11 protein-coding genes are annotated in these 12,487 nt (G+C 68.8%); 4 read left to right on the top strand and 7 right to left on the bottom strand.

Going from position 1 to position 12,487, the window contains the following annotated elements:
• Positions 1–12 precede the first annotated feature (12 nt).
• Both AB0F04_RS30945 and AB0F04_RS30940 read right to left on the bottom strand, forming a co-directional pair.
• Complete coding sequence (locus AB0F04_RS30945; RefSeq protein ID WP_362047435.1) at positions 13–234, bottom strand: hypothetical protein; 222 nt, start codon at positions 232–234, stop codon at positions 13–15.
• Positions 235–344: 110 nt separating this feature from the next.
• Positions 345–548: a cold-shock protein gene (locus AB0F04_RS30940; protein ID WP_003992177.1), complete on the bottom strand. Its 204-nt coding sequence runs from the start codon at positions 546–548 to the stop codon at positions 345–347.
• A gap of 321 nt (positions 549–869) precedes the next feature.
• On the opposite strand from AB0F04_RS30940, the gene AB0F04_RS30935 reads away from it, so the two are divergent.
• Positions 870–1,718 carry a menaquinone biosynthesis protein gene (locus AB0F04_RS30935; RefSeq protein WP_362047432.1) on the top strand — a complete coding sequence of 283 codons (849 nt, stop codon included), beginning with the start codon at positions 870–872 and terminating at the stop codon, positions 1,716–1,718.
• Positions 1,719–1,811: 93 nt separating this feature from the next.
• On the top strand, positions 1,812–3,686 hold the full coding sequence (locus AB0F04_RS30930; protein ID WP_362047429.1) for a protein kinase: 1,875 nt from the start codon (positions 1,812–1,814) through the stop codon (positions 3,684–3,686).
• Here AB0F04_RS30930 and AB0F04_RS30925 read toward each other — a convergent pair.
• Positions 3,601–4,266: a hypothetical protein gene (locus AB0F04_RS30925; protein ID WP_362047426.1), complete on the bottom strand. Its 666-nt coding sequence runs from the start codon at positions 4,264–4,266 to the stop codon at positions 3,601–3,603. The two genes, AB0F04_RS30930 and AB0F04_RS30925, sit on opposite strands and share 86 nt — an antisense overlap.
• Positions 4,267–4,270: 4 nt before the next feature.
• Positions 4,271–8,926, bottom strand: coding sequence for an FtsK/SpoIIIE domain-containing protein (locus AB0F04_RS30920; protein ID WP_362047423.1), 4,656 nt, complete (start codon positions 8,924–8,926; stop codon positions 4,271–4,273).
• 363 nt (positions 8,927–9,289) lie between these two features.
• Between AB0F04_RS30920 and AB0F04_RS30915 the strand changes: the two genes are divergently transcribed.
• Together AB0F04_RS30915 and AB0F04_RS30910 are read left to right on the top strand one after the other, a co-directional pair.
• A complete protein-coding gene (locus AB0F04_RS30915) occupies positions 9,290–9,589 on the top strand; it encodes a WXG100 family type VII secretion target (protein ID WP_355831703.1) in 300 nt (99 codons plus the stop codon).
• A gap of 96 nt (positions 9,590–9,685) precedes the next feature.
• Positions 9,686–10,255 (top strand): hypothetical protein, encoded by a 570-nt coding sequence (locus AB0F04_RS30910; protein WP_362047420.1) that lies wholly within the window; start codon positions 9,686–9,688, stop codon positions 10,253–10,255.
• Between the two features lie 636 nt (positions 10,256–10,891).
• On the opposite strand, the gene AB0F04_RS30905 is transcribed toward AB0F04_RS30910, so the two are convergent.
• From AB0F04_RS30905 to AB0F04_RS30895, 3 genes are all read right to left on the bottom strand, one after another.
• Positions 10,892–11,485 (bottom strand): hypothetical protein, encoded by a 594-nt coding sequence (locus AB0F04_RS30905; protein WP_362047417.1) that lies wholly within the window; start codon positions 11,483–11,485, stop codon positions 10,892–10,894.
• A complete protein-coding gene (locus tag AB0F04_RS30900; protein ID WP_362047414.1) occupies positions 11,482–12,018 on the bottom strand; it encodes a hypothetical protein in 537 nt (178 codons plus the stop codon). Before AB0F04_RS30900 ends, AB0F04_RS30905 begins: the two co-directional genes overlap by 4 nt.
• An 88-nt stretch (positions 12,019–12,106) precedes the next feature.
• Positions 12,107–12,487, bottom strand: coding sequence for a hypothetical protein (locus tag AB0F04_RS30895; protein WP_362047411.1), 381 nt, complete (start codon positions 12,485–12,487; stop codon positions 12,107–12,109).

Raw genomic sequence — 12,487 nt, 5'->3', positions numbered from 1 at the left:
GGGCTCCGATTGTCAGGGGCGGCCCCGCCGGGCGCCGATACCCACACCCGCTCCGATCGCCGTGCCGAAACCGAGGCCCAGGGCCAGGCCCAGGGCGAGGTCGTCGAAGACGGTCATGCCGAGCACGATCCCTATGGCCGTGCCGAGGGGCAGGCCGACCGACAGGCCTGTGGCCATGGCCTTGTCGGCGGGCGTGCCGCCCGCCTCCCCGCTGTTCTCCTGATCTTTCCGCATCCGCCCATCGTCCCACGGCGGGAATTCGCCGGGAATTCATGGAGCGGAAGGGCCCGGAAAGGGCAGGAGCCCCGTCGCCTTGCGGCGCGGGGCTCCTTGGGTACTACAAATCAGACCGGCGTGACGTTCTCAGCCTGCGGGCCCTTCGGACCCTGCGTGACGTCGAAAGACACCTGCTGGTTCTCCTCGAGCGAGCGGAAGCCGCTCGCGTTGATCGCGGAGTAGTGGACGAAGACGTCGGGGCCGCCGCCCTCCTGGGCGATGAAACCAAAGCCCTTTTCGGCGTTGAACCACTTCACGGTTCCGGTAGCCATAAGCCCTCCTTGGGCCCAAAAGGGTTGCCCTGCTCCAGAACCAGCAAGTGTGAAGATGAATTCCGCACAAGTGCATATGTCTGAGAATGACGAGAGCCCGCGGTCACATGCTCCGCAGGCTCTGTACTGCAAGGGAAACCAAACTGCAACTTGCGACGAGCCTAGCACGCAGGCCCCGGAATGCAATAGGGGTCAAGATCACGTCACCCGAATGTTTGAACATCCCTCCGCCGACTGGCGCAGGGGGCGCCCGATACGGGCCCGCACCCCGACGGCGGGGTCGCGCGCCGGTCCGTACGCCGTGCGGGCTAGCCTCACGATGTGGACAATCCTCGCACCCGGCCGCGCGTCGGCCACATCCAGTTCCTGAACTGCCTGCCCTTGTACTGGGGGCTCGCGAGAACGGGCACGCTCCTCGACTTCGAGCTCTCCAAGGACACCCCGGAGAAGCTCAGCGAGAAGCTGGTGCAGGGCGAACTCGACATCGGTCCGATCACCCTCGTCGAGTTTCTCCGGCACGCCGACGATCTGGTCGCCTTCCCCGACATCGCCGTCGGCTGCGACGGCCCGGTCATGTCCTGCGTGATCGTCTCGCAGGTCCCGCTGGACCGTCTGGACGGCGCCCGCGTCGCCCTCGGGTCGACCTCCCGCACCTCCGTCCGCCTCGCCCAGCTGCTCCTCGCCGAGCGCTACGGCGTCCAGCCGGACTACTACACCTGCCCGCCCGACCTCAGCCTGATGATGCAGGAGGCCGACGCCGCCGTCCTCATCGGCGACGCGGCACTGCGCGCGAACATGCTCGACGGGCCGCGCTTCGGCCTGGAGGTGCACGACCTCGGCGCCCTGTGGAAGGAGTGGACGGGCCTGCCGTTCGTCTTCGCGGTCTGGGCGGCCCGCCGCGACTACCTGGAGCGCGAGCCGGTCATCACCCGCCGGGTGCACGAGGCCTTCCTCGACTCCCGCAACCTCTCCCTGGAAGAGGTCGGCAAGGTCGCCGAGCAGGCCGCCCGCTGGGAGGCCTTCGACGAGCAGACCCTGGCCCGCTACTTCACCACCCTCGACTTCCGTTTCGGCGACCCGCAGCTGGCCGCGGTCGCCGAGTTCGCACGCCGGGTCGGCCCGACGACCGGATTCCCGGCGGACGTGAAGGTGGACCTGCTCCAGCCGTGAGCCGGGCGGTGCTCCCGCACTACCCTGCTGAGGAGTGCAGGCGCACCGGGACCGGGGACGTCCCCGCTTGCCTCCGGGGGAGGGGTGACGCCCATGCGGCCGCTCGACGTCGACGAACCCACCGTCGTGGGGCCCTACCGGCTGCTGGGCCGGCTGGGCTCCGGCGGCATGGGCCGGGTCTACCTGGGCCGCAGCGCCGGTGGCCGCACGGTCGCCGTGAAGATCGTCCATCCGCACTTCGCGCTGGACGAGGAGTTCCGGGCGCGTTTCCGGCGTGAGGTCGAGGCCGCACGCCGAGTGGGCGGCGCCTGGACGGCGCCCGTCCTGGACGCGGACCCGGAAGCGCGGGTGCCGTGGGTGGCGACGGCGTACGCGGCCGGCCCGTCGCTGTCGGCCGCGATCGCCGACGGCGGGCCCCTGCCGGCCCACACCGTAAGGGCGCTCGGAGCGGGACTCGCCGAGGCGCTGGCGGCGGTGCACGAGCTGGGGCTGGTGCACCGGGACGTGAAACCGTCGAACGTCCTGCTGACCCTGGACGGCCCTCTTCTGATCGACTTCGGTATCGCGCGGGCCACGGACGGCACCGCGTCCCTCACCTCCACCGGCGTGTCGGTCGGCTCGCCCGGCTACATGTCGCCCGAGCAGATCCTGGGCAAGGGCGTCACGGGCGCGGCCGACGTCTTCTCCCTGGGCGCGGTCCTCGCGTACGCGGCGACCGGCCGGCCGCCCTTCCCCGGGGACTCCTCCGCCGCCCTGCTCTACAAGGTGGTCCACGAGGAGCCCGAGCTCGGTCTGCTGGACGGGGAGTTGCGGGGCCTGACGGCGGCCTGCCTCGCCAAGGACCCGGGCAGCCGCCCCGCCCCCGCGGAGCTGGCCCGCCGCCTGGCCCCCGAGGGCGCTGCCCGGCTGGTGACGGGCGGGTGGCTGCCGGGGCCCCTGGTGGAGCAGGTGAGCCGCAGCGCGGTCCGGCTGCTGAACCTGGAGGCGACCGGGGCCGGGGACGACCCGTCCGGGCCGGTCGGGTTCAGCAGCCCGTCGGTGGGGGCACCGGACGCGGCCGGCGGCCCGGGCGAGGGGCTCGGGGTTTTCGGGCCACCGCCGGTGATGCCGGCGGTGGCCGGGGCTTTCGAGGGCGGCCGGCCGCCCGAGGGGGCGCAGGCGTCCCCGACCGAGGACTCCGGGGCGTCGGGGGCTTCGGCGATGACCGGGGCGCCGGCGGCGACGGGGTCATCCGCGACAACCGGTCCGCCCGCGGCGCCGGGGACCACGCCCGGGACACCCGCCTCCTTCTCCACAGCCGTACCCGCCCCCCGAGACGGCGACCACCCGCACGTCGACCACGCCCAGGACACGGCCCCGTCCTCCGGCCGCCGCCCCGGCAAGGTCACCGTCTGCGTCGCGGCCACGTCCACGCCGGAGGGCGAGGGCGGCGGGCGGGTGCGCAGGCTCAGCTGCTCCGTGGCACTGGCGGTCGCGGGGGCGATGGCGGCCGTGACGTTCGGGTCGGTGTTCGTGTTCGACCTGCTGCCGGGGCGCGGCGGCCAGGACGACGCGGACGGGGGCAGCGGGGCCGACTCCCCTCCGGCGGCGACCGCGAGCTCCGCTCCCTCCACCGACGCGGGACCCGCCGCGTACCTCGGCACCTGGGAGGGCCAGGGCGTCGCCCTGGACGGCAGACTCCCCCTCGGCACGTTCCGCCTCACGGTCGAACGGACCGCTGTCGGCCAGGAACTGGGCACGCTCCGCCAGACCGACCCGATCGGCGGCGTCTGCGTCGACGTACTCACCGTGAAGCAGGTGAAGAAGAAGGAGCTCGTCGCGACGTCGGTCGGCGCGAAGACCAACCACAGCGGCTGCAATCCCGCGAGGACGACCGTGCACCTCAAGCCGGTGGGCGACGACCTTCAGTACCGCTCGGAGAGCGCCGAGTCGGGCCGGCCTCAGGCCCGGATGTCGAAGGTCCGGTAGGGGTTGCCCTGCGGCTGAGCTTGACGAGCACGGTGATCAGCAGCGTGGCCGCCGCCAGGGTGCTGACCAGGCCGACGACCCACAGCCATGGGTAGTGCACGTGCACCCAGCAGGGTCCGCCCTGGCTGTAGCAGTCGGCATCCCAGTTGCGGCGCCGCTTGGGGCGCATGGTCGTGCCGATCACCCCGGCGATCAGGTAGCCCGCGGCGAGCCCCGGCAGGGACGCGGCCGCCCAGGCCAGCGAACGCGGCTTGCTCTTCTTCCAGTTCATCCGGTACAGCGGCGCCACCCAGGCGAGGAAGACCGACGGCACCAGGGCGCCGACGGTGCCGGCGAAGGCGTACGCACCGCCGGGCCACGCCGGAGCGAAGTCGCCCCAGAGCTCGTGGCCCCAGTACGTCTCGAAGAGGACCAGCGGTATCAGCAGGACGACGAAGCCGGGGAGCACCACGCAGCCCCAAGCACAGCCGTAGTCACCCTTCTTGGACCCTTCGGCGTTCGGCCGCCCCGGCCGGTGCTCGTACCGCAGGGCGGCTCCCGCCGCCTTCCTCCGCTTCGGCCTCGCCGAGCCCCCGCTCACCGCCTCACCCCGGGATGACCACCGTGCGCAGCTCCCCGTCGCCGAGGTGCAGCATGCCCTTGCCGGGGGCGACCTGGCCGCCGACCATGCTGCGGTTGAGGCGGACGCCGACGAGGTCGCCGCTGGAGGACTCCTGCGGGGACAGGAGGATGCCGCGGCGGGCCTTCTTCGCGTCGACCTGCCAGCCCGAGAAGCCGCTGCACACGTCCTCCTCGTCACCGGCGATCACCAGGGCGAGCCCGCGTTCGGCCCCGCGCGAGACCAGCTTCTTCATCTGGCTCTCGGCGTCGCAGTCCTCCAGGATCTCGCCGTCGTCGACGAGGACCGCGATCGGCTCCTCAAGGGACGCCTGGTCGATCAGCTCCTCGAACTCGTCCTCGTCGATGTCGTCACCGGTGAAGACCTTCAATACGCCGTCCGTGCCGTCGAGTTGGCGCAGTGGCGACTGGCGCGGGGCCGCGATGACCAGGCGGGTGCCCTGGGACAGGAACGAGTGGGCGAAGTTCAGCAGGACCGTCGAGCGGCCCGACTTGGCCGGGCCCGCGATGACGAACGCCGGTACGCCCTCCGCCAGATCGGGGCCGAAGCCGACGATCTCGTCGCCGCCGATGCCGGCCAGACCCCACAGCCGCGAACGGGACGCCTCCGGATCGCGCATCTCCCACGCCTCCGGGAAGGAGATGCGGCTGGGCAGGCTGTCCACCCGGAAGGGACGGCGCGAACGCGGGACGGAGGCGTCGCGGGCCGTGGCCGCCTCGCCGATCGCCGCCAGCGCCGCGGCCTGCCCCTGACCGGTCGTGTCCGCCGCGAGCAGCGCGAACTGCGTCTCCGTACCGAACTCGTTGCGGAACGCACGGCCCGGCGGGATCTCCTCCGGCACCTTGCGCGCCGGGATGCCGAGCGCGGAGAAGTCGCTGCGGTCGGACAGCCGCAGCCCGTACTTGTCCTCGGTGAGCGTCGCGATACGGCCCACCAGGAGGGTGCGGTCACCCGTCAGGACCAGGTGGATGCCGACGCTCGCGCCCTCGCGCATCATCGTCTGCAACTCGTCGGTCAGCGACCCGTGGTCGACCTCCCCGAGGGTGGGCACCCAGCCCTCCCAGCGGTCCAGCAGCACCACGATGTGCGGCAGCCGCTCGTCCTCGGCGACCGAGGCCCGCTGCTCACCGATGTCCGCGAATCCCTTGTCCGCCAGCACGTCCTGACGGCGGCTCATCTCGCCCTTGAGCCGGTTGACCAGCCGTACGACCCGCTCCGTCTGGTTTCGGCTCACGACCGCACCGCAGTGCGGCAGCCGCGTCAGGGCGTTGAGCGCGCCGTTGCCGCAGTCGATGCCGTAGAGGTGCACGTCGGCGACCGAATGCGTACGGGCGATGGAACCCGCCAGAGTGCGCAGCACCTGGGAGCGGCCGCTGCGCGGGGCGCCGCCGATCATGAGGTGGCCGAAGGACGAGAAGTCCACGGCGACCGGGCGGCGCGACTGGCTCGAGGGAAGGTCCTCGACGCCGTACGGCGCGGGCGGCAGCTTGCCGGGGCCGCCCGCGAACGCGGGCAGCTCGATCTCGTCCAGCAGCAGCGTCTCGTCCAGGGCGGGCAGCCACGGGCTGTGCTGTGGCGGGATACCGAGCGAGCTGTTGGCGTCGCGGATGGTGTCGACGAGGACCTTCAGATCGGTGATCTCCTCGTCCTCACGGGACTCCGCCTTCGGCTTGACCAGCGCCGCCCGGCCCAGATCCTCCCAGGTCAGCGGGCCCACCCAGGGCATCAGCGCGGCAGGGTCGGCGGCGCCGGGCCGGCGGCCACCGACGCGGCCGGACTGGAACGGCACCAGGGAGGCGTGCCCCAGCCGGGCGTACGCGCGACCCGGGGTGTTCTTGGAGATGTGCCCGGCCTCGGGCGAGTCGATGACGTCGGACGACTCGCCGCCGTCCGTCACCCGCAGCGCGATACGGAGGTTGGTGTTGGCGCGGATCTCGGGCGACACGACACCGGACGGCCGCTGCGTCGCCAGCAGCAGGTGGATGCCGAGGGAACGACCACGCTGGGCGATGTTCACCAGACCCGTGACGAAGTCCGGCAGGTCACGCACCATCGAGGCGAACTCGTCGATGACGATGAGCAGTCGGGGCACCGGCCGGTGCGAGGGGTCCCGGCGCACCAGATCCTGGTAGTCCTCGATGTCCTTGGCGTCGGCGGCGGCCAGGATGTGCTCGCGCCGGTGCAGCTCCGCACCCAGCGACTCCAGCGCGCGCTCCACGAGGTGGGCGTCGAGGTCGGTCACCATGCCGACCGTGTGCGGCAGATGCACACAGTCCTTGAAGGCCGCGCCACCCTTGTAGTCGACCAGCACGAACGTCATGTTCTCGGGCGTGTTCGCCACCGCCAGCGCCGCCACGATGGTCTGCAGCAGCTCCGACTTGCCCGAACCGGTCGTACCGGCGATCAGACCGTGCGGCCCGTCCTTGCGGATGTCGATGCCGAACGGCCCGTCGTACGACTCACCGATGACGGCCAGCGTCGACTGCCCGCCCATCCGCCACCGGGCCACGATCGCATCGCTGGTCGGCGGCTCCAGCTGCAGCACGTCCAGCAGCCGGCTCGACCCGGGCAGCGCCGAGTCCTCGGTCTCGCCGCTGATGTCGCGCAGCGGCGACAGCGACCTGGCCAGCCGCAGACACCAGGCGGCGGAGACGAAGTCGGGCCGTACGTCCTTCAGGCGCTCCGCCCCGGCCTCCTCGACGCGCAGCCGCAACTGCTCGGTGCGCTCGGCCTGTTCGGGCTGCTGGGCGGTGGTGTGCCAGGCCTGGAAGGACGGGAAGGCGCCGGCGGCCTGCTGGGACTGCTGCTGCACCTGCTGGGCGGCCGGCCGGTACTCCTCGGCCTTCGGCTCGGCCACGACGTACGCCTGGCACTCGCCGGGCAGGAACCGCTCCTCGGCATCCAGGCATATGGCGAACATCGACACCGACGGCCCTTCGCGCAGCAGCCGCACCACGCCGGGAAGGGACCGCAGCCGCCGCGACCCGTCCCACACCACCACGATGTCGGGATCGCCGAAGCTCGAATTGCCCTGCGACTTGTTCTCCTCGGCGGCCTTCTTGCGCGCGTCGAGGATCTGCGTCAGCTCGCCGATACGGGCGCCGACGGTCTCGGCGTCCGTCCCGATGAGCGCGTTGACGTCCTGCCCGCCGGACGGCCGGGCGTGTGGCAGCCAGCGCACCCAGTCCCAGGACTCCTGCGCGGCGTTGTCGCTCAGCACGTAGAACTGCACGTCCATCGGGCTGTGCAGCGCCGCCGTCTGCGCGACGGCCCAGCGCCCGAGGGCCCGGGCGGAATCCCCCGGACCGGCCATGCCGACGACACCGAGCGTGCGCAGGTGCAGCGCGACCGGGGCGTCCTCGATCTTCCACGTCACCTGGCGGCGGTGGTCGTCCTGCTCGGGGTCGTCGAGCACCACCTCGGAGGGCAACTGCCCGGTCCCGAACCGGATCAGGAGGTGGTCGCGGTCGGTGCGCCGCCGCTCCCACAGGCGGGTACGCGGCCCGGTCCCGAGGGCGAGCACGGTCGCCGGGTCGGGTATGGCCTGCCGCCGGTCGTTCCGTTCGGCGACGAGCGCGTCCTGGGCGTCCTTCTCGATCCGCTCCTTCTGCTCCTTGTACTCCTCGACCTGCTTGGCGTGCGACTTACGCCCGTGCTTCTTGTCGTTGTAGTAGTTGGCGAAGAGCAGGATCGGGCTGAGCGCGGCCATGATCAGGTAGTACCAGCGCTGGAAGATCATGACGGACACGACGGCACCGACCAGCGGGGTCAGCGCCATCAGCCAGGGCAGCGGTCTGGCCTCGTAGTCACGGGGCGGCGACGGCAGCCGGAAGCTGGTCTGCCGCTCGGGCGGACGCAGCCGCGGGGGCCGGTTGTAGTCGAGGCCCACGCCGTCGTCGGACCACTTCAGGGCGGCGTTCGGGGGTGTGTAGCGGGTGAGTTCGAGAAGGGTGTTCCCGAGCCCGATCTGAGCGCCGAGCGGCCACTCGACGGGACCGTCCTTCTTCTCTTCCTTCTTCTCCGGGCCCTTCTTCCGGCCGCGCTTCTCGCGCTTCTTGCCGCTGGACTCGCCCTTGTCCTCGTCCTTGTCCTCCGCGAGGGACGTGCCGTCGAGGGTGACGTGCTCCTTGTCCATGTGCACGGCGACCTGGCAGGTGCCGTCCGTGGCGACGGAGAGGGTGAGGGCCCGGGCGTCGACCTCGGGATCGTCGATCCGGACGTACGACGCCGCCCCGCTGCCGATGTCGTACCGCCCGACGCCGAGCCGGTGCACGAACCCGGCGGCGGGCCCGCCGACGACCCGCAGTTCGACGAGCCCGGTGGGCTCGCCCGGCAGACACCCGGAGGGATCCTGGAGACTGACGACGGCGCCTTCGCGCAGGGGCGATCCCACCACGGTGGCGCCGGGATCGACGGCGTACCCGTCCACGTAGACGAGGGGCGCGTTGTCGGCCGGCGCGTGCCGGTGCTGCCCGAGCGGGATGACCTGCGCCCCGCTGTGCCCCACCTGCTTGGCCAGCTCCTGCGCGATGTCCCCCACGGTGGACTCAGGATCGGCATCGAGCACGACGTCGGCGGTGCCACCGCCGTACGGGTCGACGACGGTCAGAGTCAGGCGCACGACTTGTCCTCCCCGTGCCACTGGGCCGGTACGGCCGCTGTGGTTCTGTGACGGCTGTGGTGTCCACTCAGTCAGGCGGGTCGCAGCCGTAAGGGACGATATCCGTTCGGTGCGGCGGTGAGGCAATGGGGGAGGCACCGTAACGTTCCCAATGGCAACGGCGTGCACGACTTCATGACGGCTCGTTCACAAGCCGGGGATGTGGCACCACAGGCCACACCCGTAAGCTGCTGACGCAAAGCGCGGACGATCACACCGGTTGCCGCCCGCGACCGGCAACTCGGCCTGCGCGTCGAGTCGATGAGTCCGCAAACAGGGAGCCACGGGGGTTGGCCCTGCGGCGTTGTGAAAGGGAGCGGCTTCATGGCCAAGGACCTTGACATCACATATCAGGACATGCGGGAAGCTGCCAAGCATGTCGTGAAGGAGAAGGAAAAGCTCAACGAGAAGCTCGACGCCCTGCGCAAGTACATCAACAACCTCGTGCAGTCGGGCTACGTCACGAAGAGCTCGTCGAAGGCGTTCGACGAGAACTTCGACGAGTTCGTGCGCGGCACGAAGACGACGCTGGAGGGTCTGGACGGCATGGGGGACTACCTGACCATGGCGGCGGACAAGTTCGAGCAGATCGACGAGGAGCTGGCCAAGCAGGCTCGGAAGTAGCCGTGAGACGCCGGTCCGGTGCGACAGCGGACGCTGAACGCGCCGGGCCGGCGTTCGCTCGGGCGGGGATCGTCAGCTGCCGTGAGGGGACGACAGGTGCGGAGATCAGCCGAAGACGCCGGAACCAACCGCAGATTCGAGGCCCGAGACGGCCTGGGGATCGCTGGGGTGGTTGTCTGTCTGGTGGTCGGCATGGGAGTAATCCTGCTGATCATGGGGCTGTGGAAACGATTCGCGCGTGAGACGGTACCGATGCTGCGGGGCCTGCCCGGTGGTTTCTGGGCGGTCGGTGGCGTCCTTGGCGTGATCTCCGTGCTCGGATCGATCGGAGCACTGCAGTGTGCGGCCGGAGACTCGGGCCGCACACGCATGTCGCGCGGCTTGCACGCCGCGGGGACAGCGGCCTGCTGCCTGGCCGCGTTCGGGCCGCTCTTCTATCTGCTGAGCGGACTGCCCGGCAAGAACTGCCGTTCGGGGACCTGCGCCTACATCCCCGGCACCGGCAGCACGTTTCTGGCCTACGTCATCAGTGCCGTGCTGGTGGGCTGGCTTGTCTACCGCCGGTTCAGCGCACGGGCCGAGGAAGAAGCGGCTCGGGAGCGGGAACGGGTGCGGAGGCTGCGGAAGAAGGGGAAGGGGAAGAGCCGGGCGGCGCGTGGTCGATAGGACGGTGGGGCCGTTCTGACTCCGGAGATGAGGAGTGCAACCGACGCGTCCGCCAGTTGACCGAAGCTCCGGACTCAGATCGGTTCGGATGTTGCGGACGAAGTCGACGAATAGTTCCCTATTCTCAGATAGTCATTCAGGGTGTGTGGATACCGTCCGCATGGGTGGCGTAGATCTTGCACTCCTCGGGCCACGGCCTTAGATGAAGGAGCCGCTGACACCTTCCTCAGCTTCCGCAGTACCGCAAGTGGCGCAGCCACTAATTTATCCTGTTCGGAATCGAACGCCACGACTTCCCAGCCGGCGGAGAGGGTTCTCTTCGGTGACCTGCTCCACCCTACGAAGGGTTAGGGGCGACGCCGCCACGCCTTCTACCTATGCTGGACGATCTACGCGAGATCGAACTCGCCTCACGTCAGAGATATCGACCCGTATTACCGGGGCAGCGACACGTCAATTCAGGCAGGGGCGTAGAGGTGGTGGAAACCGGTGCCGCTTGCTGCGATGCAATACCTCGTCCTAGTGGGCCAAGAGCCAGAAGACGTCCTGTCGTATTTCCAAGACATATGCATGCGGGTGACGGAAAGAGTCGCCCGCGAAGCGGGACGTGGGCGGTGCCGCCGACGTCGGTCGTTGTCAGCCAGGATGCGGGTTGAGCCAGATACTCCGGGCAAAATCATCGAAGATGTCGATATTTGTAGCCAACCATCCGATTTCCGCCGTCACCGTGCGCAGTGAGACGTAAACGTGGTGCTCCTCCGACCACCAACCATAGTTGAGGGATGCGCCCAACTCCCCTTCGTCGCCGAAGTAACGAAGGCAACGCATTCCCGGCCCCAAGCGGTCCGAATCGAAAGGCTCGATGTCGGGCGGACGGACGGCGTTCTTCTCTGCTGCCTGGACGACGATACGCAGGTTTGCATCGCGATCACCTCCCTCTGGCTGCACCACCAGAGCATAGAACGGCTGCGGAAGCCTGCGCGGATCGGCGCCGTAAAGAAAAGCTTGATGTGCCGGAACTCCCGGAATCGGGTGAGCCTCGATTAGATGTCGGAAACGAGTAGCCAACGCGTCCTTGTTTGGACTCCGCCACCATTTTTTATGGCGCCGGTACATGATCTCCGCGCAATTGGCGGACCAGCCGGCGATTTCATTCTCATTTTCGGATGTCCAATGCAACGGCATGAGAAACCACTCGGTTGGGTCGGCCTCAGTTTCGAAGAAGATCACGCGTAGCTCCATCGGAAAGTCGTCATTACAGCATCGAAAAGGTCGACGAGCGCAGAAGTGAAATCGCTGTCAGGATCCCCGTCGCCCACGGTACTGAAGGTCACTGTCAGCCAACGCGGAAGTGGGCTGTCGGGTAGGGGGAGCACGTATTCGATTCGTCGCGACGAAAAGCTGCCCTCAGCGTCTTCGGCAGGTGGAACGACTCTCTCGATTCGCGTCCCTTGTGAGCCATCAACATCGACTGGCTCACTGTTCCCGCGGTCGGCCGCCAGCGCTCCAAGTACCTCGTTCGATTGGATACCTATACCTTCACCGGACACCTGGGAAATGACGAAGGACGCTGGAGCCAGGGTGCTCCTCACGCGCTGCACGGGTAGGTAGAGCAGCAGCCCGTTGGCCTTTGCTGCTTTTCTGGCAGCCTTCTTGAGTCGCCTAAAGAGTTCCATCCGCAGCTTGCTGACATCGTCTTTAGGTAGATCGTCAGGCAGCTGACCGATGGAATTATCGACGACTCGCAGAATTGAATCGCTCATGGACTCGTCGCGAAGGTCGATTTTATCCCACCCAGGTGGGGCGATGAGGTTGAAGCCGGTAGGGACGAGAGGCTCCGTAGGTCTCGGCTCAGCCACGGCGCAGCCTTTCCACGCACCATGAACCAACAACAAGGAGTGGAAGTAGAGGAGCTATAAAGACGCCGGGCCAGATTCCTGTGACCCAAGCAGCGAGGAAGAGACCGGCAGAAGCGATGAACACGCCTGTCAGGCCCTCGGGACGTTGCGAGGGGAGCGGATACTTGAAGAAGATGGTCAGCAGTACGACGATGGCTCCACCTACGATTGCGCGTTGAATCCAGTAAATGACATCCTTCGCCGGGTCGGGAGCCGAAGACCCCAGCGCTGCGATGAAGATCGAGCACATTCCCACGATGAGGCACAATTTGGCTAGGCCGGTTGGCCCTTCACCCAAGCGGCCAAAAGTACGGCTTTGGCGATTCGCTTCCAT

This window comes from Streptomyces sp. NPDC029041, from assembly GCF_040637515.1.
GTDB lineage: Bacteria > Actinomycetota > Actinomycetes > Streptomycetales > Streptomycetaceae > Streptomyces.
Note: the sequence above shows the minus strand (reverse complement) of the source record. Positions and strands in the feature narration are given on the sequence as shown.

What these genes read in the sequence shown, in the direction of transcription:
- AB0F04_RS30945 (WP_362047435.1), bottom strand. Translation starts at nt 234, where the DNA reads ATGCGGAAAGATCAGGAGAACAGCGGGGAGGCGGGCGGCACGCCCGCC.
- AB0F04_RS30940 (WP_003992177.1), bottom strand. Translation starts at nt 548, where the DNA reads ATGGCTACCGGAACCGTGAAGTGGTTCAACGCCGAAAAGGGCTTTGGT.
- AB0F04_RS30930 (WP_362047429.1), top strand. Translation starts at nt 1,812, where the DNA reads ATGCGGCCGCTCGACGTCGACGAACCCACCGTCGTGGGGCCCTACCGG.
- AB0F04_RS30915 (WP_355831703.1), top strand. Translation starts at nt 9,290, where the DNA reads ATGGCCAAGGACCTTGACATCACATATCAGGACATGCGGGAAGCTGCC.
- AB0F04_RS30900 (WP_362047414.1), bottom strand. Translation starts at nt 12,018, where the DNA reads ATGAGCGATTCAATTCTGCGAGTCGTCGATAATTCCATCGGTCAGCTG.
- AB0F04_RS30895 (WP_362047411.1), bottom strand. Translation starts at nt 12,487, where the DNA reads ATGGAAGCGAATCGCCAAAGCCGTACTTTTGGCCGCTTGGGTGAAGGG.